The sequence below is a fragment of the Bacillus sp. HMF5848 genome, from assembly GCF_003944835.1.
Taxonomy (GTDB): domain Bacteria; phylum Bacillota; class Bacilli; order Bacillales; family HMF5848; genus HMF5848.
Window position 1 is genome coordinate 4,070,249 of sequence record NZ_RWIV01000001.1, and the last position, 25,617, is coordinate 4,095,865.

Annotated in this window: 28 protein-coding genes; 21 read left to right on the top strand and 7 right to left on the bottom strand. The window is 37.5% G+C overall.

Translation table 11 applies throughout. From position 1 onward, the window contains the following. The first annotated feature begins 25 nt into the window (after nucleotides 1-25). Nucleotides 26-478 (top strand): hypothetical protein, encoded by a 453-nt coding sequence (locus tag EJF36_RS21665; RefSeq protein WP_185806974.1) that lies wholly within the window; start codon nucleotides 26-28, stop codon nucleotides 476-478. A 149-nt stretch (nucleotides 479-627) separates the two neighbouring features. Further along, nucleotides 628-924: an HNH endonuclease gene (locus EJF36_RS22295; protein WP_395940648.1), complete on the top strand. Its 297-nt coding sequence runs from the start codon at nucleotides 628-630 to the stop codon at nucleotides 922-924. Nucleotides 925-1,242: 318 nt separating this feature from the next. Here EJF36_RS22295 and EJF36_RS19175 read toward each other — a convergent pair whose 3' ends face one another. Next, entirely contained in the window at nucleotides 1,243-2,229 is a 987-nt protein-coding gene (locus EJF36_RS19175; RefSeq protein WP_125907837.1) for a Gfo/Idh/MocA family protein, read from the bottom strand. A gap of 217 nt (nucleotides 2,230-2,446) precedes the next feature. Further along, nucleotides 2,447-5,233 carry a glycoside hydrolase family 3 C-terminal domain-containing protein gene (locus EJF36_RS19180; RefSeq protein ID WP_260471948.1) on the bottom strand — a complete coding sequence of 929 codons (2,787 nt, stop codon included), beginning with the start codon at nucleotides 5,231-5,233 and terminating at the stop codon, nucleotides 2,447-2,449. A gap of 505 nt (nucleotides 5,234-5,738) precedes the next feature. Between EJF36_RS19180 and EJF36_RS19185 the strand changes: the two genes are divergently transcribed. The 11 genes from EJF36_RS19185 (at nucleotide 5,739) to EJF36_RS19235 (ending at nucleotide 13,361) form a co-directional block, all read left to right on the top strand. Further along, nucleotides 5,739-6,170, top strand: coding sequence for a hypothetical protein (locus tag EJF36_RS19185; protein ID WP_125907839.1), 432 nt, complete (start codon nucleotides 5,739-5,741; stop codon nucleotides 6,168-6,170). Nucleotides 6,171-6,542: 372 nt separating this feature from the next. After that, a complete protein-coding gene (locus EJF36_RS19190) occupies nucleotides 6,543-7,040 on the top strand; it encodes a sigma-70 family RNA polymerase sigma factor (RefSeq protein ID WP_185806976.1) in 498 nt (165 codons plus the stop codon). A 281-nt stretch (nucleotides 7,041-7,321) separates the two neighbouring features. Beyond that, a complete protein-coding gene (locus EJF36_RS19195) occupies nucleotides 7,322-7,663 on the top strand; it encodes a PadR family transcriptional regulator (RefSeq protein ID WP_125907841.1) in 342 nt (113 codons plus the stop codon). Beyond that, a complete protein-coding gene (locus EJF36_RS19200; protein WP_125907842.1) occupies nucleotides 7,653-8,171 on the top strand; it encodes a DUF2812 domain-containing protein in 519 nt (172 codons plus the stop codon). Before EJF36_RS19195 ends, EJF36_RS19200 begins: the two co-directional genes overlap by 11 nt. Nucleotides 8,172-8,727: 556 nt before the next feature. After that, the gene (locus EJF36_RS19205; protein ID WP_125907843.1) at nucleotides 8,728-9,219 is read left to right on the top strand and encodes a MarR family transcriptional regulator; all 492 of its coding nucleotides are present in this window, start codon (nucleotides 8,728-8,730) and stop codon (nucleotides 9,217-9,219) included. Beyond that, a complete protein-coding gene (locus tag EJF36_RS19210) occupies nucleotides 9,212-9,703 on the top strand; it encodes a hypothetical protein (RefSeq protein WP_125907844.1) in 492 nt (163 codons plus the stop codon). The genes EJF36_RS19205 and EJF36_RS19210 overlap by 8 nt, the downstream gene beginning before the upstream one ends. Beyond that, nucleotides 9,700-10,209 (top strand): hypothetical protein, encoded by a 510-nt coding sequence (locus EJF36_RS19215; RefSeq protein ID WP_125907845.1) that lies wholly within the window; start codon nucleotides 9,700-9,702, stop codon nucleotides 10,207-10,209. Before EJF36_RS19210 ends, EJF36_RS19215 begins: the two co-directional genes overlap by 4 nt. Nucleotides 10,210-10,464: 255 nt before the next feature. Then, the gene (locus EJF36_RS19220; RefSeq protein WP_125907846.1) at nucleotides 10,465-10,977 is read left to right on the top strand and encodes a CBO0543 family protein; all 513 of its coding nucleotides are present in this window, start codon (nucleotides 10,465-10,467) and stop codon (nucleotides 10,975-10,977) included. A 608-nt stretch (nucleotides 10,978-11,585) separates the two neighbouring features. Then, a complete protein-coding gene (locus EJF36_RS19225) occupies nucleotides 11,586-11,888 on the top strand; it encodes a hypothetical protein (RefSeq protein ID WP_125907847.1) in 303 nt (100 codons plus the stop codon). Between the two features lie 445 nt (nucleotides 11,889-12,333). Next, on the top strand, nucleotides 12,334-12,822 hold the full coding sequence (locus EJF36_RS19230; RefSeq protein ID WP_125907848.1) for a hypothetical protein: 489 nt from the start codon (nucleotides 12,334-12,336) through the stop codon (nucleotides 12,820-12,822). Then, nucleotides 12,819-13,361 (top strand): CBO0543 family protein, encoded by a 543-nt coding sequence (locus EJF36_RS19235; RefSeq protein WP_125907849.1) that lies wholly within the window; start codon nucleotides 12,819-12,821, stop codon nucleotides 13,359-13,361. Before EJF36_RS19230 ends, EJF36_RS19235 begins: the two co-directional genes overlap by 4 nt. A 156-nt stretch (nucleotides 13,362-13,517) precedes the next feature. On the opposite strand, the gene EJF36_RS19240 is transcribed toward EJF36_RS19235, so the two are convergent. Further along, on the bottom strand, nucleotides 13,518-13,994 hold the full coding sequence (locus EJF36_RS19240; protein ID WP_185806977.1) for a DnaA N-terminal domain-containing protein: 477 nt from the start codon (nucleotides 13,992-13,994) through the stop codon (nucleotides 13,518-13,520). Between the two features lie 567 nt (nucleotides 13,995-14,561). On the opposite strand from EJF36_RS19240, the gene EJF36_RS19245 reads away from it, so the two are divergent. Both EJF36_RS19245 and EJF36_RS19250 read left to right on the top strand, forming a co-directional pair. Further along, nucleotides 14,562-14,819 carry a helix-turn-helix domain-containing protein gene (locus tag EJF36_RS19245; RefSeq protein WP_125907851.1) on the top strand — a complete coding sequence of 86 codons (258 nt, stop codon included), beginning with the start codon at nucleotides 14,562-14,564 and terminating at the stop codon, nucleotides 14,817-14,819. A 79-nt stretch (nucleotides 14,820-14,898) separates the two neighbouring features. After that, complete coding sequence (locus tag EJF36_RS19250) at nucleotides 14,899-15,408, top strand: competence protein ComK (protein WP_125907852.1); 510 nt, start codon at nucleotides 14,899-14,901, stop codon at nucleotides 15,406-15,408. Nucleotides 15,409-15,620: 212 nt separating this feature from the next. Here EJF36_RS19250 and EJF36_RS22045 read toward each other — a convergent pair whose 3' ends face one another. The 3 genes from EJF36_RS22045 to EJF36_RS19260 are packed head-to-tail and all read right to left on the bottom strand — an operon-like array spanning nucleotide 15,621 to nucleotide 17,245. After that, nucleotides 15,621-15,884 carry a magnesium chelatase subunit ChlI family protein gene (locus EJF36_RS22045; protein WP_312028274.1) on the bottom strand — a complete coding sequence of 88 codons (264 nt, stop codon included), beginning with the start codon at nucleotides 15,882-15,884 and terminating at the stop codon, nucleotides 15,621-15,623. Continuing rightward, nucleotides 15,848-16,681 (bottom strand): magnesium chelatase domain-containing protein, encoded by an 834-nt coding sequence (locus EJF36_RS19255; protein ID WP_312028275.1) that lies wholly within the window; start codon nucleotides 16,679-16,681, stop codon nucleotides 15,848-15,850. The genes EJF36_RS22045 and EJF36_RS19255 overlap by 37 nt, the downstream gene beginning before the upstream one ends. A gap of 57 nt (nucleotides 16,682-16,738) precedes the next feature. Continuing rightward, the gene (locus EJF36_RS19260; protein WP_260471949.1) at nucleotides 16,739-17,245 is read right to left on the bottom strand and encodes a transposase; all 507 of its coding nucleotides are present in this window, start codon (nucleotides 17,243-17,245) and stop codon (nucleotides 16,739-16,741) included. A gap of 368 nt (nucleotides 17,246-17,613) precedes the next feature. On the opposite strand from EJF36_RS19260, the gene EJF36_RS19265 reads away from it, so the two are divergent. The 6 genes from EJF36_RS19265 to EJF36_RS19290 all read left to right on the top strand — a co-directional run bounded on the left by EJF36_RS19265 (nucleotide 17,614) and on the right by EJF36_RS19290 (nucleotide 23,580). After that, a complete protein-coding gene (locus EJF36_RS19265; protein WP_125907853.1) occupies nucleotides 17,614-17,844 on the top strand; it encodes a hypothetical protein in 231 nt (76 codons plus the stop codon). Nucleotides 17,845-18,327: 483 nt separating this feature from the next. Continuing rightward, a complete protein-coding gene (locus EJF36_RS19270) occupies nucleotides 18,328-18,783 on the top strand; it encodes a Fic family protein (protein WP_125907854.1) in 456 nt (151 codons plus the stop codon). Between the two features lie 148 nt (nucleotides 18,784-18,931). Continuing rightward, nucleotides 18,932-19,282, top strand: a complete 351-nt coding sequence (locus EJF36_RS19275; RefSeq protein WP_125907855.1) for a DUF2200 domain-containing protein — start codon at nucleotides 18,932-18,934, stop codon at nucleotides 19,280-19,282. A gap of 1,134 nt (nucleotides 19,283-20,416) precedes the next feature. Then, a complete protein-coding gene (locus tag EJF36_RS22300) occupies nucleotides 20,417-21,163 on the top strand; it encodes a methyl-accepting chemotaxis protein (protein WP_395940650.1) in 747 nt (248 codons plus the stop codon). Nucleotides 21,164-21,441: 278 nt separating this feature from the next. Next, a complete protein-coding gene (locus EJF36_RS19285; RefSeq protein ID WP_125907857.1) occupies nucleotides 21,442-22,701 on the top strand; it encodes a DUF418 domain-containing protein in 1,260 nt (419 codons plus the stop codon). 360 nt (nucleotides 22,702-23,061) lie between these two features. Continuing rightward, nucleotides 23,062-23,580: an ankyrin repeat domain-containing protein gene (locus tag EJF36_RS19290; protein ID WP_125907858.1), complete on the top strand. Its 519-nt coding sequence runs from the start codon at nucleotides 23,062-23,064 to the stop codon at nucleotides 23,578-23,580. A gap of 670 nt (nucleotides 23,581-24,250) precedes the next feature. Here the strand turns inward: EJF36_RS19290 and EJF36_RS19300 are convergent. Next, the gene (locus tag EJF36_RS19300) at nucleotides 24,251-25,483 is read right to left on the bottom strand and encodes an IS4 family transposase (protein WP_125905098.1); all 1,233 of its coding nucleotides are present in this window, start codon (nucleotides 25,481-25,483) and stop codon (nucleotides 24,251-24,253) included. Nucleotides 25,484-25,617 lie beyond the last annotated feature (134 nt).

The following is a 25,617-nucleotide window of genomic DNA, read 5'->3' on the forward strand; positions in this document are numbered from 1 at the left end:
AATAAACTATTAGGAGGATATTCAAATGCATTTAAGAGGAATTGAATGGACTATATTTGACAAAGAGAATATGGACTATTATGTCGAGCATACCGACGAATTTTATTCCAACCACGAAATGGGTGGAGATTTGGAGAAAATTTGCAGTATATATTTAAGAGAGTATTATCATGTTGAAGTTTGGAATGATGATGAAGACTATGATATCGAGGATGAATATGATGATGATGACTACGATATCGAGGATGAATATGATGATGATGAAGACTACGATATCGAGGATGAATATGATGATGATGAAGACTACGATTCGAGGATGAATATGATGATGATGAAGACTACGATATCGAGGATGAATATGACGATGATGATGAAGACTACGATATCGAGGATGAATATGATGATGGTGACTTTGATTGGCCCGAAGACAATTATGCGGAAGAAGAGACTTCCAACATTGATTCTACTGACGAATTGATAGTAACAACTTTTGATAAGGAGTTATTTGCAAAATTTACGAATCACTTAAGTGAACAGAGAGTAGAAGAAATATTAGAGTCAGATAACATAGACATCCATAAACTTGATAGCTCTGGGTCTATTGAGGAAAAAATAGCAATCCTAAAAGTGCGAAAGGCTAGTCGTAACACTATCAATCTTTTAAAAAATCTTTATAGTCATTCATGCCAAATATGCGGTGGAAATTTCAGTCAGTATCGTGTCAGTATAGTTGAGGCACATCATATAGAGCCTTTCTCGGAAACTCAAAATCATCACCCGAATAATATTGTTATTCTGTGTCCTACACACCATGAAGCAATTCATAAAGCTGGGGGAACATTCAACAGAAAAAGCATGTCATTTTATTATCCAAGTGGACATCAGGAAACATTGACTATTAATAAGCACTTATCCATTATGTGATAACGAGAATGCTTTTATTCGTTAACTTTACAGAGTGTGCGGGAAGGATTTTGTATTTTAGTAAGTTTCTTTAACATTCTTATTAAGTAAAAGTCTGTTACATCATGTAAGAGCATTTATTTATTCGTCTCAATCGTTCGTTCGTGCTTCTTCTCCGAAGGGCAGGGACAAATGCGCATAAAAATACGAACAGATGTCTAATCAAACGTTTGATTAGACATTTGTTCGGTATTTCTGTCATTTGGCAGACCGAGAACCGTCCTCGCACTTCCACTGGCACTCGACCATTTGGCAAACTGAGAACCGTCCCCACTCTGCCTATTCAAACGGGTATTTTAATCCCCATTGTGCTCGAATTTGATCCATTATTTTCATGATTTCCAATGATTCATCTAACGGAATGACCGAACTTTCTACAAGCCCTTGACTCAGGCATTTCCCTACCTCTTCTATTTCAAACGCATAACCAGCTGAGTTTCTGTCATCCTTGAATGTCTCTACTTCCTCACCATTTTTATATAAGGTGGCTGATTTTGCACTTAGGAAAGATGGGACGCGGATATATCCTTCTGTTCCATGTATGTAAGCTTCGTTCGTTAACCCAACTCGAATGGCGCCGTTGAGGGTGGCGGTCTTTCCAGAAGGATAAGACATAATAATAGAAAACTGTTCATCCACACCTGTTTCACCGATATGTGCCGTGCTTAAAATCTTCTCTGGGTTTGTTCCCAAGATCATAGAAGCAAATGATACGGGATAAATTCCTGCATCAAGCAAAGCTCCTCCTCCAAGGGCCGGATTAAGTAACCTCCACTCAGGATCCCATGGTGCACGGAAACCAAAATCAGCTTTTACTAAAAGTACGTCGCCAATTTCACCGCTAGCAATCCACTCTCTCACTTTAACAATGGGAGGAAGGAAACGAGTCCACATTGCCTCCATTAAGAATAGCTTATTTTCTCTAGCATATTGAATCATTTCTTCTAGTTCTCTACTATTTACGGTAAATGGCTTCTCACAAAGGACAGCTTTACCAGCACGAAGACACGCTAATACATTTTCTTTATGAAAAGGGTGTGGTGTCGCAACATAAATGGCATCGACATCCGAATCTTGCAATAGTTCGTCGTAACTGCCATATGCACGAGAAACGTCATGGCTTTCTGCAAACTTTGTAGCACTCTCTTTTGTACGTGAACCAACAGCAGTACGTTCCGCATTTTTAGCAAAGGCTAAATCTTTTGCAAAAGTACTTGCTATTCCACCGGTTCCTAAAATGCCCCACTTGATTATCTTTTCATCCATAGTTTCACCCAGCTCCTTAAGCAATTATTTTGCCCGGCAATGTGGGGACGGTTCTCATGCTGCCGTTTGGGCATTGAACCAAGGTTTCGCACCTTATATGTAACGAGAACGGCTCACTTGTTTGGCAAACTGAGAACCGTCCCCGTTCATACTCCCTGCACCCGCACTCGAGTAACAGGCCCCCCGTTTGGCAGACCGAGAACCGTCCCCATGCTTCCTATATTTTTTTGAATTCGATCCAGTCTATGTGTATGCCTGGTTTGATGAAGTCGAGTTTCATTTCATATAGGCCTTGTTCTAGTTCGATTTTCATGAGCTTTTGGGTGAGCCATTTACCGTCTGTTCCATTTGTTTGAATGGTTGTCATAAATTCATCGTTTAATGTCACATTACAAGCACTTTGCGCCCATTTTTGATCGGGGGACATGACATTGACAATGATTCGGTATTCACCTGCTTGCTCTACTTTCATAAACGTCGATCCGGTTGCAGCTGGTTTAATTTGTGCATTTTCAGTCAAACTTTGCACCTGTTCCCCTGATAGAGCTGGATTCGCTGCCGCGAATTTTTTAACTTGTTCTGGCTCTTTTTTTCTAAAAAACACGGGCGCATTCATGATGAATTCGCATATATTCATCGCACTGCGTTGCAGCTCTCCACGGGTTAATGTCCCATTCTCTAACGATTCTAACGTATTGTCCTCTGCGGCATTCACTTCCGCTCCATAATTGATGACAACCATATACAGGTCATTTTGTGATCTAACCATAAAGTTTGTGTTTTTCGTATCTGAAGGACCACCATGAATGACATCATTCATGCGTGCCCACCAATCTGTCATCACAATGCCTTTAAAGCCCCATTCTTTGCGAAGAACCGTCGTGTTTAAGTCATAATTAGATGCGGTCCAATGCCCGTTAACAGGATTATAAGCTGTCATAATAGAATTCGCACCGCCTTGTTTAACAGCGATTTCGAATCCTTTTAAATACATCTCCCTAAGGGCACGTTCAGAAACAACTGCATCGATATCATTACGAAATTGCTCCTGATTATTGCAGGCAAAATGCTTAAGCGTAGCATTTGAGCCGCCTTTCATAATTCCGCGAGTGCATGCAGCGGCAAATTGTCCCGTGATAAGCGGATCTTCTGAAAAATACTCAAAATTACGGCCATTAAGCGGACTACGTCTTATATTCAAGCCTGGTCCAAGCAACGCATCGATTTGGTTGCTAACTAACTCTTGGCCTTCCATGACATAAAGCTCCTCGATCAATTCAGGATTCCAAGTGGCTGCTAGCAATGTGCCGATCGGAACTTGTGTAGCTTTTAACCCGCTATCCATGCGAATACCTGATGGACCATCTGCCGTAGATGCAACCGGAATACCAAGGTTAGCTAAACTTTCACTTAATCCACCAAAGGCTGATGCCACGCCTGGTGTCACTAGTGGACTGCCCATGCCTTCTCCTCTAACAATGGTAGCAAGATCTTGATCGTTTAATTGAGCGATAAAATCTTCCATGCTAACTTTGCCGTCATACACATCTTGTAACTGATAGCCGCGATCACCGGTTTGCTCCAACTCGACAGGAAGATTACTCTCAATCCTCTGTTGCAATGAAATTTTTCGTGTCGGTACTTCTTCATAAGTTAGCTCATACGAATCGTCTTCTTTTTTAGCACCTGGCTTCATTCTCGTAAAATTCTCCGTTGGCGCCATCGCCTCTTCTAGCTGCTGCACAACTTGAAGATTTTCCACTATGTACCCACTCTGTCCATCAATGTTAATATGGGTTAGATTTTTAACACTGTTGCCTACATACAAATTGTATGTCCCAGCTTCTAACACATAGGCGGATGGATGACCTGTTACGCCCCCGTCATCATATGAAGCCATAGAATGTATTGGGAAGCTAATGGTTAGACGTTGTGACTCACCTGGCTGCAGAACATCTGTCTTTTTAAATGCAACTAAATTTCTTGCCGGCTGACCAAGTCTACCTTGTGGTGCCTCAAAATAGATTTGAACAACTTCTTTACCTGCATACGTTGAACCACTATTTTTTACCGTAACATGCATTTCAATATGTGCTTCGCCATTGGTGTTAACTACCTTCGCCTCTCCTGGCTCAATCGTTAATGTTGTATAAGAAAGACCATATCCAAATTCATACTGCACCTTCTCTGGGCAAAATGTCTCAAAATAACGATAGCCTACATAAATATCTTCCTGATAAAAATTCTTATGTTGATTGCCATAATTGCTAGTTGAAGGGTAATCATCAATGGAATACGCTATCGAATCCGTTAATTTCCCACTAGGATTCACATCTCCCACTAACACATCCGCTATCGCATTTCCCCCTTCCATACCGCCTTGCCAAGCGTAGATAACACACGGTATTGGATTCACATAGTCTTCATCATTCATCCAACTCATATCGATTATGTTTGATACATTCAACACAACAGCTGTCTGTTCAAAATATGTAGTTACCATTTTTAGCATCGCTATTTCTTCATCTGTTAATAGATAGCTACCTGGCTCATTGGCGTTATCCTGATCTTCCCCTGCTGTACGACCAATGACAACGATGGCCTTATTGGAATTCTTTCTTGCCTCTGATACCACCTCATCAGTTAAAGGCATTTCCTTTTGGTGCCAAGGCTCTGCCGCCCAGCCGCCGCCACCATTATCAAATGGATTTTCTTCAATCCACTTTTCATACACGGTAGCTAATTCTTCGTTAACGGTAATGTTCTCTTTACTTCGAAGACCTTCTAATAAATTGGTTATATAGGGAACATTTACACTACCACCTGAACCAGTACCACTTCGATAATAATTGATCTGAGTTCTACCAAATACCGAAATACGTTCATCTTTTTGGATGGGAAGAACGTGTCCATCATTTTTCAACAACACAGCACCTTCTGCTGCTACTTTTCTGCTAAATTCAGCAAACCCCTTTAATGGAATGCCTAGTGTCTCTTTGCTCAAATTGATTACCTCCTGGTGTGTTATAAAGAATGGCAAAACTACCATTATTTCTTTAAGGTAGAATCGTTTTCTGAGTTAGTTCCTATCTCAGAAAAGCCCTCACCATTGTTCAATAGCTTAATCGAGAATAAAACCCTGTATTTTTTCAATGATATCACTTTCTCGTAGTTTTTCAATCAATCTTGAATAGTATGCTCAGAAGGTAGTTGGTCTGAAACCAACAACCGCATTCAAGACGAACAGTGACGACGTGATTCAAGTTAGTTGATGCACCTTCGCAGTACGGGGACGGTTCTCACGCATCCGTGCCAATAAGAGTTGAAAGCAGTACGGGCAAGGTTCTACTACATCAATTCCATTAAGTGTAGGAAGTAGCAGAACAACCTCCGTACTTCTGTTTTGGCAGAGTGAGAACCGTCCCCATGCTTCCAATATGGTAGTAATAAAATTGGAATACTTCCATAAAAATTAAATATGTAAAAACTACATAAAGGTGGGGAACAGCTTGGTAAGGAAATATAACCTTGACCCTGGTTACATTACAGTGCCTGAAGCAAATCAAATTGTATTAAGAGTCTTAAGGATTGTGAATAAAAATGATAAGTCCCACTATAACAAAATACTAGCAGGGGCGAAGAAAGGATTATATGGCGGAAAGAAATATGGCTCTCGCATGTATCAAGTTCGCAAAGAAGATATTATTGAATATGCTGAAAAACAATTACAAAATGAACAATTGCAATTATTTGATATAAAGGTCACGACAAGCTTAGAAGAACACGATAACATAGTGCAGGCAATTGATCCTACTACAGCAAAAAATCTATATATTTATTTAAGGCATCTACTATTTCACAAAGTTATTAGTGAAGCTATATTCCATGAGTGTGAAAGGAAAATCGTTATCAGGAGTAAATTGGAAAAAATCCAAATTTAAATAGCAATGCCAAGCCATTTCAACAAACTTTGCACTGTAAAAAAATATTATTGAATACGCTCCGACTTGGAGCTTATCCTAAAACATAGATTAACCATAAGACGGTTCTGGCTATATTTCTTCTTGTTATTGTTGGCAAACTGGCAAACCGAGAACCGTCCCCACTTTGCCAAAAATTCATATGAAACTTCATGTTTAACTCCACTGTTAGTCCACAAACGTTACGTTTCCCCTAGTCATACGTGAAGTATGACACCTCATCAGACTCCGGTATGTTATGTATGTTCATTTCCTTCTATTAGAATATCCCAGTATGCTGAAGATACCGCGGAATACTTTGAAAGAGCGCGCCTTTTAGGATGGAGCCCACTCTTGAATATCGATCGTTTTGATGAATTAGCAGAACAGTATAAACCACTGATTTATCATATTTTGAAAAAGTTAGCAATCTACCAAAACTATGACCATTACTATCAAATTGGCTTAATTGCCTTATGGGAGGCACAAAGGCGTTACGATCCCACAAAAAGCTCATTCACGACGTTTGCTTATGTAACGATTAAAGGCAAACTACAGGCCGAATTAACGAAAGAAAATAGGTACTATGAGCGATCGGCATGTTTGAGCGATGAACTGATGGCGACACTCGTGGACGATGAAAATCCTTTCTATTCTGATGAATTTGACTGGATCTTAGAGCATGCTAACCTATCTCACAAGCAAAAAACATGGGTTATTAAGCGCCTACTCCAAGACAAAAGCCATAAACAAATTGCCGAAGAAGAAGGTGTGACAGAAGATGCCGTCAAGTCCTGGCGAAAAAGTGCCATCAAAAAATTAAGAGAAACATTCAAACAGCTAGATTACTAGCTTAATAGCCGCACGACACAATTCCCCGAACAAATCTCTTTGTTCGGCAAAGTGGGGACGGTTCTTCCTCTGCCAAATATCACGACTTTGGCAGTATAAGAACCGTCCCCATTCATCCTTCCTTGGCAGTATGAGAACCGTCCCCGCACTTCCAAAAAAATTTACAAAAAATCTCAAAATACTACTTGATGTTTGTGTGTAAATGTTATATTATATCGTTAGATGATATATCGGTTAACGATATAACGCCGACCGACACAAGCACAAAGGAGGAGTTCGTAATGAAGATTACTGCGGAATCATTGACCCCGCTCACCCATACGACGTATTACATTTTACTCGCATTGACAGAACAACTGCACGGCTATGGGATTATGCAAAAAGTTGATGAAATGAGCAAAAGTAAAGTCAAGTTGGGGCCAGGAACACTGTATGGTGCTTTAAGCAAGCTTGAGAAGCAAGGTCTTATCGTAAAAGTAGAGGATACGGAGCGAAAAAAATGTTACATTCTTACTGATTTTGGGAAGCAAGTTGTTACTTTTGAATTCAAGCGCATTGAGGAGCTTGTAGAGATTAGCAGACACATTGTGAGATCGATAGGAGGAGATTCAAATGATGCTTAAAAAGACTTTTAAAATTTTCTGGGCGTGGCAAGATGATCAAGAGGAAATTTGGCTGCAACAAATGGCACAACAAGGTTGGGGCTTGCGTGATTATAACGTAGGATTTTATACTTTTGAGAAAATAGAGCCAACGAACTACGTATATAAGCTAGATTTTAAGCAAACGCGAAACAATGATATGGAAGAGTATTTGAGTATCTTTTCAGATGCAGGTTGGGAGCATGTTGCTCAATTTGGTGGCTGGCACTATTTCAGAACGAAAGCAGAAGGAGCTACCACGCCAGAGATTTATTCCGATAGAGCCACAAAAGCGCAAAGATATAAGTTTATCGCAAACATCGTCATGGCACTGCTCGCCATTTTACTCGTATTCTTTATCACACACATTGTGCCGATGGCGAGTAGAGGGGACGGAAGCTTTCTCTTATGGATCTATCTATTAATCTTTGGCTTTGGCGGGTTTGGTGTATATAAATTAAAAATCAAAGAAAAAGAGCTAAGCGAATAAGTAAAGGGCTACCACCGTTAAATATCCCTTATGGGTACCGCTATCTTCAATAACACGACACGAAAAAGGAGCATATACCTTTATTAGGTAACCAGCTCCTTTTTTCTATGTGCATATGTCATATGTGATTCCTTACAAATAAGAAACAAGCCTCTTTCATTTTCAACTCACTATCTCCCCAATCAGTAAACCTCTCCAATCAATCGTCACACCTTCGGATGATTAGGTAAGCACTTCCCTCGAACATACATCTAATCAAACGCTTGTTTAGACATTTGTTCGGTCTTTGGGACGGTTCTCGGTCTGCCAAATGTCATTACTTTGGCAGACTGAGAACCGTCCCCATGCTGCTAAATCAACCGTTAATGACTGACCCAGAATTTTTTACAAAAGGATAGGAATAATTAACAAATAAAAAGGGCAGGTATAACTGTCCTGAGTGGTTTAAAAGAGAAAAATTATCTAACTTAGAAACACAATTTGAATATTTAAATTGTAATAAACAATAATAACACTTGTATATGCAATTGTATTTACAAGTGAGGATGATGAAGTTTTGAATTTTTATTTAAGGCAACAGATGCTTTTAACTGTCAGGGCGTTATATTTTTGTATGGAACATAATTGGTCTGAATTAGGTAGAAGGTTTGAAATTTCGCCAGCACAACAACATATTTTGTTTTTACTTTCTACTCATAATAATACACTTACTCCTACTCAAATTGGCGAGTTAGGTTGTTGGCATATTTCTACAGTTACAAGATTACTTAAGCCTCTTCAACAGAAGGAACTTGTTACTGTCAAGAAAGACAAAAATACATCCAAATATAAAATTGTATCAATGACCGTTGATGGGAAAAAATTAATTAACAGTTTATTTGATGCTGCTAAAACAATGGAGCTTTTTCCATTTGACTTGCGTTACTTGTCTGAAGAAGAGGTGTTATCTTTTTTAGAGTGTGGTAAAAAAATTCTAGATGTTCATAAAGGCGAAAACTTTAGATTTAATGTGATCTCAGCGAAAGTTGAGGGCGGTAACTATGGCTAATGATGATATAGCGGTTTTTTTAATCTGTACCGCATTACTAGCTATGATAAGTGTATTATCGTTATTTTTTCTAGCTCGCTATATGCTTACTATAGAGATTATGCTCTATTTTTTCTTCTCAACAATATTCACACAAAATTACTTTCGGCTAACGGAATCTAGTTTTAAATTATTTGATATTATTGATAAAATACAAGCCTATTGGATATTGAAGCTAGAGTATAACATTATCCTACCAGTATTACTTGTATGGGCCACTGTTTACTGGAATGGTCACAAGTATAATACGGTAGCTTTTAGCATTATACTTTGGATTTCGATTTTTGTTGGAATTGACTTTGTAAATGATTTGGCAGGTATAATTGATAAGAATAGTCAGTATTTTTTATACAGTACTATCTTTGGGTTTTTATCGATAATATCTTTAATACTTTTTAAACATTTATATCAAAAGATATTAAAGCGTGAAGGATTAGTTATATGAAGTGGTTAGAACCCTTATTGCCCATTGCATTTGATAAAAATGAAATTTTTACTATTGTAATTGTATTTATTACAGTTATTATTTTAAAACTATTACCTAGAGCGATGAAAACTTCTATCTTTATCTTCATGTACGTTTTTAATGTTGCCCTCACTGTTTTTGGTGATTATTTACTCGCTGGTAACCCTTATAATCTATACGATACTTTAGATAAGAATAGTGGGGAACTTTTTGATTTCATCTTGCATTTAATTGTTTATCCTAGTTCTATATTAATTCTAATCTCAGTATATATATGTTATAGCAAGAAACCATTATCATTCATATTTATATTATGTTCTGCTGCAGTACTAATTCTCTTAGAGTTGATTTCATTAAGTTTTGACTTGTTTACCTATATTAATTGGAATATCAAATACTCTTTTGGTGTTTATATAATAATAATGGCCATAAATACCGTTGTATTTAGATATTTAACGGGAAAGTATAGCAAAGCAGTTAGTTAAACCATTATAGAGTATATACAGATGACTAAATTGAACAAGAAATACTCAACTGGGCTAATTTGTTTTCTCCGCGGTACAAGAATACAGTTGGATCACTACTTAAGACGATTATATTCATTGTGATCGTCAGCAAACCTTCAACCAGAAAGTAGAAAATGCACCTCAATAGTTAGGCTGAATGTTAATTTTCAATGAACTACCTCATGAAATTCATTATTATTGGCATACTATTTTAAAAAGTAACGGGGCTAAATTATGTACTTATTTATAGTTGTAGGTGTATATGTCATTTTTGCTAAGGTGTTTGTTGACTGGAAAAGGTGGATGGAATTTTATCCTACCATTCAGTTCTATATCATATGTAATTTACTATATAATTTTATATTCTATCAACATACATTATGGAGATATAAGGCGGTTACACTCTCTTGGCTAAATCATACCCTTATTGAAGTAACATTTACCTTTTTAATTGTCCCGGTAGTGCTCATTATCTATTTACAACATTATCCAACAGGAAAAAAGAAGTATTTATACATTTTAATTTGGATTTTATACTTTACGGTTATAGAAATTCTATTTATGAAAAAAGGTTTATTTATTCACGAGAATGAGTGGAATATATGGTGGACCACTTTATTTAATTTCATAACATTTGCCATTATTCGCCTTCACTATAAAAATCCATTAGTTGGAATATTAGTATCCATCCCAATCATCATCGTTTTATTAATGTTCTTTCATCCAGCTTTATCAGAATTGAAATAGTAGGTGGTTGTAATGGAACCTTTGTCTACGCCAATATTTTTATTTCTTTTAACTGTAGTTTATGTTGGGATGGCAATATTTCTTATAAAACAAGGGAAATAACATTTTTTCAGATAGAGCAAACATACCACTTGAAAGTAGATTGTCGCCATTACATTATTGGTGCTAATGTTGAACAAGAAAAGCGCAAACGTCTTGCTCAGCCCCGACCATTTTAAGTCGTCTCCTGCAGGAAGGATCTCCCTCCTAAGGGAGACGGCTTAAGACCTTTAAACCAAGCGATACATTTTAAAAGTATAATGGTATCTTTGGAAAAAGAACTGTTGAAGACTTCTTATAATGACCGAAGGACAGGTGATGAGCAGTCGCAAAACACGAACATACATCTAATCAAACGTTTGTTTAGACATTTGTTCGGTCTATGGGACAGTTCTCGGTCTGCCAAATGTCACTACTTTGGCAGACTGAGAACCGTCCCCATACTGTCGGACGGATATTGTGTATATATTGTCGATATCATTTCGACATTTTTCAAGACTGTGACAGGCACCTATAACAACCAATAGTCATATGATACAACATCCTAGCATGAAAGAAGGCTGTTACAGATGACTAATTCGTATTTATACCGTCCGCACGGTGGTGGTGGCCATGCTGTCTGGGGACATGGACATGGGCACGCCACTTGGGGACACGGTGGAACGGGAACATGGGCACCTCATCCTCATCCACATCATTACCATGGGGGTGGATTTGTACCCGGTTTTGCAACAGGAACAGTAACAGGCTTAGCATTAGGAGCAGCTGCGTCACCTAGTCCATATCCTGCTCCAGCGCCATATCCATATCCATATCCGTATCCACCACCGTATCCGTACCAAAATCCTTATGGATATCCCTATCCACAATAACTCGAAAAAGGAGCGAAAGACGTTCCCTTTTGAATCACAATAAACTAAATAGCATGACAAATAGCGTGTGAAATCACAATGGGTTCATACGCTATATTTATGGTGTTTTATAAAGTTTTTTCGAATTATTATATAAAATCATATAGGTTTTAGCACCTCAAACAATAAGTTAGGAACTCCGGTTCTCTCTCCGCTGATTCATATGTTAAAACAGATGTTAATTCATACGTCAAAATGAGAAGTTAGAATTTTTATTGTCCAAGTTATTAGAATTTATAATACCTAAAAACCAGACACTTAACATAATATGACACTTAATAATCATTTTTCTATTAGTGTATTATCTTGTTGTGTTTGATATTTCTATCCTATGAGACAAGAATACATGATGCTACAATATTTCGGTTAAACTATACCTTATATGAAGTGTATAGGAGTTTTTCTTATGATTTTGGGTGTGACCTTCTTTATAGTTCTCATACTGTCCATTGCTTTACTTTTCACATTACCACTGATGAGAAGATGGTTTAATCCAATTGAAATCTTTATCTTATTCATGTTTACATCCTATTTTTGTCAAAATATGTTTTATACCATTTCCTCTCCGTATGACCGCATTAGTGTGGTGGAAGAACACTTCCCATTCTGGACTGTAAGACTTCAATATGGAACAGTCTTTGCTATTACACTTCTATGGTTAATGGTTGCATATCGTACAAATTGGACGCTATTACGTAAGCTAACTGTGACATTTGCTTGGATTATTTTTGGGATATTAGTTGAAAAATCTTTTTTAGTAATTGGTGTGCTTCGTTCTGATAGCATAAGTTGGTATCCTTCTCTGGATATGTTCTTTGAAATGCTTGTTATACTTTTTACTTTATCATTTACGAACTTTCTCAATTCTGTGTTGAGAAAGGAGAATATTATATGAGTGACTTTTTCAAAACATATGAAATTATCCAACCAATCCTGCCGAAGAAGTTTGATGAAAACGAATGGTTTACAATCGTCATTTCATTGTTTGTATTTTTCTTCTTTTTATATGTACATAGAAAGAAAAAGGTGCTTCTATTAACAGAAATTATTGCCATAATACTGTTTAATCTCCTTTATACAACGGTAGGGGACTATTTTTTAGCAATGAGTCCGTATGATTTTTATGATACTGTTGATCGTGACAGTGGTGAAATCATGGATATACTATTGCAGAATATTGCGTACCCTTTTTCTCTGCTTATTCTGATGCACTTCTATGCAAAATATCAACCAAACAACATTCTCTATATTGCTTTTGGCACAATACTTCTTTATGGATTAGAGTGGGTTTCTGTTGAATACTTCAACCTTTTTACCTACAAAACATGGAAATCATGGTATTCTCTCATATTTTATTGTCCAGTTATGATACTTAACATACTGTTTTACAATCTGTTTCATCACTATATCTTAATAAAAATATCAACAAAATAGAGAGGTAAATAAAAATTTCATATTAAAAAATATAATAAGCATGGGCATTCAAAAAATACACTTCTATGCATCCTGAAAATTTTCAGGGTGCTTTTTTACTAGGTGTGCAAATTGCTAGCACTTTGTTACTTAGTCCTAGCGGGGGGCTGGCACCCATTAAGTCTCCACCTTACTTACACGTTCCTTGAGGTTCAGTATTTCTTCCGCCTGCAAGTTCACAACCTCTTGTAGATGCTCCAGTTTTTCTTGGTAATCACTTACTATGTTTTTTAATGTTTGAATCTCTTTGGCTACCTGTTGATGTTTAGTCGAATCCCTCTCATCCTGTTGACTAGTGTTAGCAAATGAATACACTTTGTCTTCGTTTGAGTAAATCTCAACATCACATGCTTGACCTGATACATCTCTAAATGACTCAAAAATTAATGTTTTATATCGATTATCCAACCAATCGGCTCTGAATGGGTTGTCTATACAACGAATACACAATACATCATTTTTAATTTGAACCTCTAAGTCATCTTTGAACCATGTTTGAAAGGCCGGCTTCGATATTCTTCGTTCAATCACGTCCAGTGTGTCAGCCCATATCTTCTTTAAAGCCTCTTGATCAATTTCTCGCTCATCTCTCACAGACATTCCTCCATATAATATTTACATTTATGTTAACCTAACGTCTTGAAAAATACAGATAACATATGCACAAACATCAAGGTATCATTGAGCACACCCCTTAATTTATCTGAACCAGATCAGCTTGTTCAAAAAATTAGCTACTAACGCACTCACAAAGACCTGCAATTAAAACCATTTATCAGTTTCTTCTATAAACTCGCTGCTCATGAAAAATGCAAATATAATCATATAGTATCTATCCATCCAGCTAATATAGTCACATTAAAAACACAACTTTTGTTGGCTTACTATTCTTCACTCCTCTCACCAGACCGAAGACCAAGAGGTAGCCACCTCGCAAAACACGAACATACATCTAATCAAACGCTTGTTTATACATTTGTTCGGTCGATGGACGGTTCTCGGTCTGGCAAATGTCTCTACTTTGGCAGACTGAGAACCGTCCCCATGCTTCCAAAAATTTTTATTCGCAAATTACCATATATACCCTTATTGTGAACTTTAGTTCATGGTCAGTCTCTTTTTCCCTTTAGATAATGGGAGAAAAAGGGAGAATGACGTCGATTGAAAGAGAAATGTGTAGATAAAAAAGTAATAGGAAACTATATAAAAGCCCTTCGTATTCGAAAGGACTTTAATCAAGAAGAACTAGCATTTAGACTGAACATTAGTCGTGAAGCATTAAGTAAAATCGAGACAGGCACACATCACCCTTCGTTTGACACAACAGCTAGACTTAGATACCTGTTCAATGTTGATGTAAATGCGTTATTAGACGATGCTCGTTTGCTTAAAGACACGTTTGATGATAACAACGAGTAAGTGGAGGATCTATTCTTTTCTTGAGAAAGATGTTCAATTTCTTCCTTTATATTAAAACTATTAAGGAGTGTTTCATGCCATGGATGCAATTCTGGTTGATTATGTCATTAATGAAAAAACTATGATTGTATTGCCAACTGCTCACTTGCATTATCAATCCATCGTATGGGAAACAAATAGAATTTTGTACGTTCAAAAGACACCGTTACAGTTAATTCAACAAGCTTGCATAGAAGGTGGAGCAGATTATGCAGGTCGCCGTATCTCTATGATATACCATACAAATGCCAAACAAAAAACACCGATTCCTATTAATCCTACGCTCAACATCTATGCCTTTCCAACAGAATCACCCAACAACTTTAACTGTAAATGGATTTTCTACAACCATGTCCTATCCATTGAGCGAAATCAAAGTGCTACGAAATCTACTTATCCTTCTATTATTATATTTAAAAATGGACAAACACTGCCTATCACTGAATCCTTATACTTACTTGATAAACAAAGACAGCGCACGGCTATGTGTATGTCTGTGTTTAACCCTAACATAAAAACATTTCTATTACATGACAGAAACAGAGTATAACCAAAGAGAGTCGGTGCTTGTGCTTACATCCCTCTACTAATGTTTCAATAAGAGAACCAACGCCACGACACACCCGAACATACATCTAATCAAACGTTTGTTTAGATATTTGTTCGCATAAATGGGGGCGGTTCTTCTCGGCAAAGTGGGGGCGGTTCTCAGTCTGCCAAATATCACTACTTTGGCAGACTGAGAACCGTCCCCGTGCTTCTTTAGGAGCCAGCAGAACCACCCCCGTTTAGCCTGGATGCTTCCTGTATAGCCTGTTCTGTTATGGATGATTCGTTAGTTAAGTCGGATATGGTGCGGGCTATTCGAAGGAGTTTAACTTGCGAGCGATTGCTGAGGTTTCGTTTCGTGGAGATTTGCTGGAGTAGTGTTTTAACGTTTGGTTGGAGCTTATCATGTTGAAGGAGCTGCTGATAGGATACTCTGCTGTTTACAGTGTTACATCCATAGCGAGCCCGTTGTACCATCCTCGCTTTCGATACACGCTTTCTAATGTCGTTTGAAGATTCACTAGTATTTTTTCTAGTAATTCATCATGTGTTAAGGAAGGTAAAATAGATGGAAAAGCTTCCGCTAACATACTTTTTCCACAGCCTGGTGGACCTGTCATAAGGACATGATGCCCGCCGGCAGCAGCAATCTCTAGAGCACGTTTCGCTTGTTGATGCCCTATAATTTGTTCGAAGGTCTTACTATAATTTTCTTGAGCCACCATAGGGACCTTTTCTCGCTGCCTCAAAGGCAATAAATTTTGTCCTGATACATGTTGAATAGCATCATGTATGTTTGAGACGTGCACGACTTCCACCGTATCGAATTTGAGAGTGGGAAGGTTTTCGTCATAAGGAACATATACCGTCTTAAATCCTAACTTTTTAGCAGCTAAAATTGCTGGCAGCATCCCATCAACAGATACGACCGTACCATCTAAAGACACCGCTCCTATAAACCCGACATCAGCTGAAATTTGCGTATGAATCACATCCATATTTTTAAGAATGGCGATTGCCATCGGTAGATCAAACATAGGGCCGTTTTTCTTTTGTTCAGCTGGACTTAAGTTCACAACTGTTTTCCCTGGGAGAATAGGACTGTGAATCGATTGAAGCGCAGCGGATACTCTTTCTCTCGACTCTTTTACAGAAGCATCTGGCAATCCCACGACTGTAAAAGAATCCATCCCTTCCATCATATGAACCTCCACTTGGACCCGATAGCCTTCCATTCCTCTTAAACCAACCGTATTGATTTTTGTGATAGCCATGCTTTCACCTCTTTCTCGGTTCGCAATTCTTGTAATACAAATTGATTATAATTGTGTTTACATGGATGAGGGAAAAAGAGCAACGTTCGCGAGGTCGTAACAAGTGGATTGGATACATTCGTAGTTATAGGCTATATAGCTGCTCCACTCATAATGAGTCAGATTGGAGACCATCTTTGCTTCTAATGGATTTCTATGTATGTAACGACTGACTTGTAAAAAATACGCATCTGTATCAATCATTTTAGCACTATAGCGACCTTGAAACACGTGCCCATCAAAGTGGTACTTTCTATTAAAATACACAGCATAGCGACTATGCCATTCTTTCATAATGTCTTTAATATGATGATGTTTCGTTTCGATGAGTAGGTGAATGTGATTGGTCATTAAACAATAGGCATGCAGAATAAAGGGGAACATCATGCGGATATCTTCTAGAATTGCTACGTACATGTCATAATCCGATCTATGCTGAAACAGAGCTGCGCGTCGGTTTCCGCGGGCCGTAATATGATACGTGGCTCCCTCATACCAAATTCGCTGTGGTCTAGACAAAATCATCACCTCTCTCCTTTCTCTTTCACTAGTGTACTAGAAAAATCCCCTATTAAACAAACTGCAAAAATTGAGTTTTGAAACAAGCATACGAGAGAATATCACGACGTTTTCCTAGCAAAACTTAAATTTTCGAGCCCAATCGTCTACTAAAATTTAATTTTAGTAAAATGGTTAAATTTATAATAAAACTCTCATTTGTTATTTAAACTTTGCTCTTGATGCTTTCGCTTAATAGGAAGAATTTATCAGCGCGGTGTAATACTTACTGCTAGCACTCTGTTACTTTATCCTAGCCAGGGTCTGGCGCTCGGGTTTAATTTCATCTGTAAATCATGTATATTGATTCTAAACAAGTAAAGTTGGTGATGTAAATGGAGCCTATAAGAATTGAACATGATGGCATAAAAAAAGCGATTCAATCTGGTCATTCATACATCCAAATTGGGAAGAGAAAGTTCTTGTTAATGGAAGTAGAGGACGCTAGTGACTCGGATTGCTATGAAGTTACTGATCCAGACGAAGAAGAACAACTACTGGCAGCCTTAAATGACAACAACCCTTTACTAACAGACGAAGAAATAAAAGCGATGTTAGAGAGCTAAGTTACATGAAAATAGTATGGCGAAAATCAGCTGTTTTGTCTTTATTGGAACAGATCTATGGAGAGATAGCATTGAACTCCCATCAATTGCATCATATCTAAAAAACAATTCAAATTTACTTTAAAAAGCAAGATTTTTCAATTTATATTCCTGGACGACACGTTCTTATCTAACAAATGCCAGTAGACCTCCGTATGGTTCTAATTTCTGTTGGGAAATCAGATCCCTATAAAGTATTCTACAGACTAACAACTAATCAAATTGAAATATATTTAGTTCGTCACCCGCATCAGAAATCACTAGGATAATAAATATAAAAACGGTACGTTCCGTATTGCAATAAAAAAGAAGTAACCTTTTCGAAATGGACACTTCATTTGTAGGTTACTTCTTTTTTGTGCGAGATAAGTACCTTAAACTCCTAACATCCTCATCTAATCCTATACCATCGATTACAATTGGCGCTATCACGTTGCTAGCACTTTGTTACTTTATCCTAGCGGGGGTCTGGCACCCGAACTCCCAATCTTCTTCTTGAGTGAAGAGCTTGAAAAAGAAAGATTCAAATACTATTCCTTATTAAACCGCGTGCGTGGAATTGGAAAGCTTGAGCCAGACTGGAGAAGTTGGATTTTATTCTTTCTATCATGTACAGAGCGTATGGCAGAGCGTCAATACGATAAGTTAGACCAAGCTGAGCAACTATATGAATCCGGCTTACAATCAATTGAACAGCCCGCCACTCAAAAGGTTTGGGGGGCATTGTTTGAAAGCCCTATTGCAACAGTGAATCAAATTGAGAAAACAACTCGTTTAGCTCCTGTCACGATACGAAAAAGCTTAAAACAACTTACCGAGCTCAATATGGTTTTCGGAGACGATCGCCAACGCAATCGCCGTTATTATCACTATGACCTTATTCGCATCATGTCAGAATAACCCTGTCTACTAAGTAAATAGAATTTTTAATTCGTTTGCGTATTTTAAATAATGTCTCGGCTAACAAAAATTGCTGCTAACACTTTGTTACTTTATTCTAGCAAGGATCTGGCACCGAACTGCACCATATAGAAAGGACGGATGAATCATGACTAAACATAAGATCTATACAATGAGTGTTGCGAGTGTCTATCCCCATTATGTTAAGAAAGCGGAGAAAAAAGGACGTTTAAAAACAGAAGTCGATGAAATCATTCGTTGGTTGACAGGGTATAGCCCTGAGGAGTTAGAAGCACAACTGGAAAAACAGATAGATTTTGAGACCTTCTTTGCGGAAGCTCCTCAACTGCATCCTTCTCGGAACTTAATCAAAGGGGTGATTTGCGGTGTCCGAGTGGAAGACATTGAAGAACCAACTATGCAGGAAATTCGCTATCTAGATAAGCTGATAGATGAGTTAGCGAAAGGAAAAGCGATGGAGAAGATTTTACGTAAATAATATTTAAAATTCGCATTGCTCGATAATATCTGCCGTTATTTATCGGTGGCTGATGTTCAAGAACAGCAACCCATACTTCTTATGGATTGTTTTGCTATTAAGCAAAGCTAGTGGGTACGCGCCTGTCAAAAAAGGAGCTAATTTGTTGTTGGAATAATAATGAATGAGTAGATAAACAGCCATTTCCTCTTAATAAAAATAGGGCCTTTTGGGGCCCTTTTAGAGTGCTAGCAACCTGCTAGCACTCTGTTACTTTATCCTAGCGGGGGTCTGGCACCATAATTTATGCACAATTTGTCGAATCGTGATATGATTAAACCATAGACGATATTACATAATACAGGAGGCTTGTGTATGCTTGAAGCAACATCAAAAAACCGCGTTACTACCTTATTAACAGCAGGTGTTGTTATTTTATCAATTATTGTGTATGTGCTTCATACTCAATTTCGCATTTTTGAAGAGTATTTAGCATTGAATCAAATTCACGTAGCAAACACAAATATACTTGCTATCATTCTTTTGTTTATTCCCATTATCTTACTTGCGTTTACATTATTCATCGAATTCTCAAAATCCACATGGAAATCGCATTTACCCCTACTGAATACGCTTACACTTACATTTTCTAGTATATCTATTATTGCTGGCGGTAATGGATTGGTTGAATACCATTTCTCGATTTTTATGGTTATTGCCCTTATTGCTTACTATGAGTCTATTCAGCTCGTTCTTATTAGTACGATTATTTTCGCGGTTCATCATTTAGGTGGTTATTTTATAGCACCAGAACTCTTATGCGGAACGAGCGATTATCCTTTTGGTCTTCTTATGATTCATGCTATATTCTTAATTTTAACTAGTGCTTCTACTATTCTACAAATTGTATATAAAAAGAAGTTTACCCACCAAGTTGAGCATGAAAGACAGGAGAAGAAGGTACAGTTCGATGACCTTACTTCTAAATTGAAAGCTACTTCCAAAACAATTATAGACACGACAACAACTCTATTAAATAATGTCAATGTGTCTAAAAAATCTTCTGAAGAAATATCAAGTGCTCTGAGTGAAATCGCAGTTGGTACGGAAAAACAAGCTGCATCTACAAAAGATAGTGCAACGGCGATGAACGAAATGGCAATCGGTATTCAGCGAATTGCGGAAAGCTCGTCTGTCGTTTCAGAACGTTCACGAGATACCGTATCAGAAGCCAAAATCGGAGATACCTCCATTAAACAAACGAAGAAACAAATGGATACAATTAATCAGGCTGTTGCAAGTTTGGCACAAACAATTCATAATCTCGATGAGAAATCCGTTGAAATTAATAATATTTTAAAAGTAATAACTGACATTACAGAACAAACAAACTTGCTCGCTTTAAATGCAGCAATTGAAGCAGCACGCGCTGGGGAACATGGAAAAGGCTTTTCTGTTGTAGCAAATGAAGTCCGCAATTTAGCCGAGCAATCAAAGACTTCAGCAGCCGAGATCACTAGAATCATTGATGACATTCAAAAAGGTACAAAAGATGCTAAGCTGGCGATGGATCGCGGTAAACAAGAAGTCGACAATGGATTACAAACTGTTCAGCAAACCGAAGGCGTGTTAAAAAGCATCTTAACTTATGCTGAAGAGGTATCTAGTCAAATTATAGAAGTGTCTGCCGTAGCAGAACAACTTTCTGCAAGCTCTGAAGAAGTGTCTGCCACTGTTGATGAGATGGCGAATGTTTCCAAAACATCTAGTGACAACACAAAACAAGTGGCCACGCATACAGATGCTCAAATGGATTCGATTGACGAAATAGAAGACGTCACCAATTCATTGCAAAAACTATCGAAAGACCTTGATGAACTAATCAAAAGCTTGAAAGAATAACAACAGCCTGTCTCCATTACAACGAGGAGACAGGCTTTTTATTTTCTCCCGATTGTTTTAATATCGGTTTTTTTAAAAATTCGACACGTTCCACCGGCTTTTACTATAAATATAGTGGATATGACTCTCCCACTTTAATACAATATCCCCTACTAGCTATCACTTAGCTAGCACTCTGTTACTTTATCCTAGCGGGGGACTGGCACCAAAAAAACCTTACGCACAACCTATTTATAAATGGTAAAATTATATATGGAAAATATAAGGAGGTTAACACTATGGACAAGCAATTAAGGTATGGACCTACTTCTCAAAGCGAACGCATTGTCACGCTAGATGTCATTAGAGCTATTGCATTACTAGGGATTTTGTCAGTAAACATGAAGTTTTTTTCTACGCCTACATTACAAGCAGAGATGGCCGGTGTTTCGTATGCCAATTCAATTCTTGATCATATTAGTCAGTGGTTCCTTTTTATTGTAGCTGACTTTAAGTTTATTTCTATGTTCTCAATGTTATTTGGGATTGGCTTCCTATTATTTATGGAGCGGGGGAAACAATCCGGAATTGACGTGAGGAGATTGTTCAAAAGGCGGTTATTAATTCTACTTTGCTTCGGCTTAATCCACATATTCTTCTTCTGGTATGGTGATATCCTCACCTTTTATGCACTGCTAGGATTTGCTTTACTTTTAACTCATGAAAAAAAACCATCATACTTATTAAAAGCTTCCTTCATCACGATTAGTATCCCTATTATCTTGTTCTTGTCGTTAGCTTTATTGCTTTCTTCTTTTGAACAAGGCTCTTCACCAGCACAGCAAACAACCAATCAAAATGAGCTTAATAGAATTATTGAGGTATATAGCGAAGGCAGCCTGGGGGACATATTTACACAAAGATTAAATGATATATCGGTCATCATGGTAGGAAATGTATTTCTGTTCGCCTTAGTATTGACGATGTTTTTCTTCGGCATGTATCTCTGGAAAACAAAGATATTTACCCACACCTCCGAACAACTAGCAAGAATCCGAAAAATGGCTGTGACGGCCTTATTACTTGCCATTCCTGGTCTTATTTTAGCAGTGGCTGGGGAAATGTATGTTGATGGCGGTGATTCACCTTGGTATTTCCTACAATATGCCGGTCTTTTCATGAGTGGCCCTACCTTAAGTGTATTCTATGTAATGAGCTTGCTACTGCTACTACAAAATGAACAACGACTCACTGCAGCAGTAAAGTTTTTACAACCAACGGGAAAAATGGCCTTAACTAATTATTTAATGCAGACACTCCTTTGTACAATCATCTTTTATAGCTTTGGCTTTGGTTTATTTGGAAAAGTTGGTCCATTTTACGGACTATTAATAACAATCTTTATATATGCGCTTCAAATCTTATACAGCTATTATTGGATGAAAAAATTCCAATATGGCCCGATGGAATGGCTTTGGAGACGATTAATGTATGGCAAATTAGAGTGGAAAACAACCATTCAAAGAGAGTCTGTAGCAACGAAGCAGGTTTCGAAGTGATACAAAGTAATTTCTATAATGCAAAAAACGCAGTTGTCATGAGCAATAAGACAACTGCGTTTTTTTATTTCAACTACTCTACATAATAGTGACTCAATGATTGCAATGGTTTCATGACCATTGATGCAAAACATGTAATGCGTCAATTACCCAAACTCGCACTGCTAGCTCTATGCTAGCAATTTGACACTTTATCCTAGCGGGGGACTGGCATTCGAACTGGAACAATTTAGTGAATTCTTTAAAAATATAAATTCTGTTCATCAAAAAAGGGCTATAATTATCCATATAACGAGCTGAGACTAAATTTGTCCAAACTTACTGTTTGAATTTTGTATAATTTTATAAAAGGAGAATACTATGACAAAAGAAAATGAAAAGCTTTTTGAGGCATGTATTACTGGAAATGTAGCTGACTTAAAAGAGGCGATTGAAAAATGTGATGATCTCAACATCAAGAACAAGGAAGGACAAACGCCATTATGTATAGTAGCAAAATGCCGTTATGACCTTGTAAAATTACTGGTGGAGAAAGGTGCCGATGTAAATTTAAAAAGTGATGAAATAATAAGTCCTTTACATTGGGCTGTTGAATATGATAATGAGGAGATAGTGGAATATTTATTAAGTAAGGGTGCAGATATTTATTCGCGAGACCATTCTTATGAAACACCTTTACATTGGGCTGCTTGGACAGGACACCATAAGTCAGCAAGTCTCTTACTAGCTAATGGTGATAATCCGTTAGTCAAGAATAGAGGCGGATTCACACCGCTCGATTTAGCAAAAAGACAAGGTCATCAAAAGGTCATCACCTTATTTGAAGAAAATTTATTAAATAGGACAGAGGGACAAGTTCGTCATCACAGTCACAGTTAAACCTAGAAACTGTTACCCTTTGCCCCAAGATTGCATAATAAAAGAGATATTACCAGTAAAATGGTACCTGTAGTTAGAGTACTTAAAATAGAGGGTTTTATCTTCGTTTACCAGAATTACTAGATGAGCTATCACTAGCAAAATTAGCTGACGACGGAAGCTATCGCACCGAAAGACTCGTATGTTTTTGGATCATTTCCGTTTTTGCCATGGTACCCCTGAAAACCTGCTTTAAAAGAAGGTCTATTAAAAGAGGTAAACTATGGTTAAAATGCTAGAGAACCGTAATCAAATACCAAAACCTACGACGAAGCTGCAGCCTCAGAAATATATCATATAGAATTGAAAGAAAAAACTGATAATACCTAAGACTACACACTCAAAACAACCTCTATCTCACAGACAGAGGTTGTTGTCTTTATATGTGCTCTTAAACACTCTATCATGTTAAAACTCTACCGTTGTAGCAGTCAAACACACTCACGTTAGACATTACTGCTAGCACACCGCTAGCACTTTGTTACTTTATCCTAGCGGGGGTCTGGCACACTGGCGTTGCATAATAGTATAATAATTGAATAAATGTTTAAATTTTACAAACAATCGTCGGGTTATAGAGAAAAAAAGTGAGCGTGGTCTCGTGTGACCTCGTTCCCTTTTTTTTACTTTTTTAATAGTTCCCTAATTTTCTTTCTGCAGTTTTGTTCTTTTTTACTTTCTGCTCTTTCACCATAGCCACGTTCCCAAACGATATGTTTTTCTTGTTAGGAATGGGAACTTTTTGTCTACCTCTAGATGTTTTCTTAGGCTTCTTTCGTAAAGACTTTTTAAATTGACATACAGGTTTATAGAGGTAAGTCTGCAATAGTCTGAAAAATTCCCAAGATGTTTTTTTAGACTGTGTTTCTAACTTAACTATTAGCGATAAAGCGTATGCAATAAGGGCCAGGAACATCTGATTCCAAATGCCTTGCGGCTTTGTACTCCAAATTTTTGTGAAGCGTAAATGCTGCTTAGTCCATTTGAAAAACAGCTCAATGATCCAACGGTTGCGGTATATATCCATAATATCTTCAGCAGTCAAATCGAATCTACTAGTTAAAATTCTGTACACACGGCTCTCTTCATCCACGAACTCTATGTATCTAACAGGATCCTTGGAAATGCCATATTCAACTTTAGCATCTCGAATGACAGAAGGATGGGTTATTTCATACTCTTCTAATGTGAAAACACGTAGAGATTTTGATAAGCGAGCTACAAATGAAATGTTTCTCTTTTGCCAATCCATCAAATTGTTTTTAGAAGGATACGCTCTATCCACAACATATGTGGCGTCACTTTCCTCAAATAAGATGTTTGTTTCCACATCGCCGACCGTACCTGTTGATGGAATGATTTTATCGGGATAAGCCACGTCTGGTGAAGCAACGACAAGCCTAGTGTGCATCTTTACCGCATGATAATCCTTAGAAATATAGGCCCAATCACATAATTGTTTTGGTAAGCGTAACTCCGTAGAATCAACTATGTTGAGACGACCAATACCATGTGGCATTCCTTTATATTCTTCTGTCAGTATTTTCACTTTGTTGATTATTTTCTCGAATACTGTTTGCACCCACTCCGTCGGCAAATCGTTGATTCGCCTACTCAATTGTGAACTACTAATATCTTGAATTCCAATTTCTTCGCGAAGTTTTGGATAGGCGCCTAACTTCTCTGTCATATGTTCGTAAGAACTCCATTGATCTAATTGAGCAGCTACGAAAATTTTGAGTAAGGCTTTCGTCGTGAGTTTAGTTTTAGCATAATCAATGAGTGGGCAGTCAAAATCCTCTAAAGGTAATTTAGAAAGACATTGACAAATAAGCATTTCTCGCCCTATACTTTTATTTATCATTGGTGAAACTCCTTTGTAGAAGACTTGTTTGTTTAGGGAACATAACAAGGTCAACAACTTCTACAATAGGAGTTTTTTTCTTTTTAGTAAACACTTTTATTTTACTTAAATTCCCTTTTAAGGTTTAAATTTCA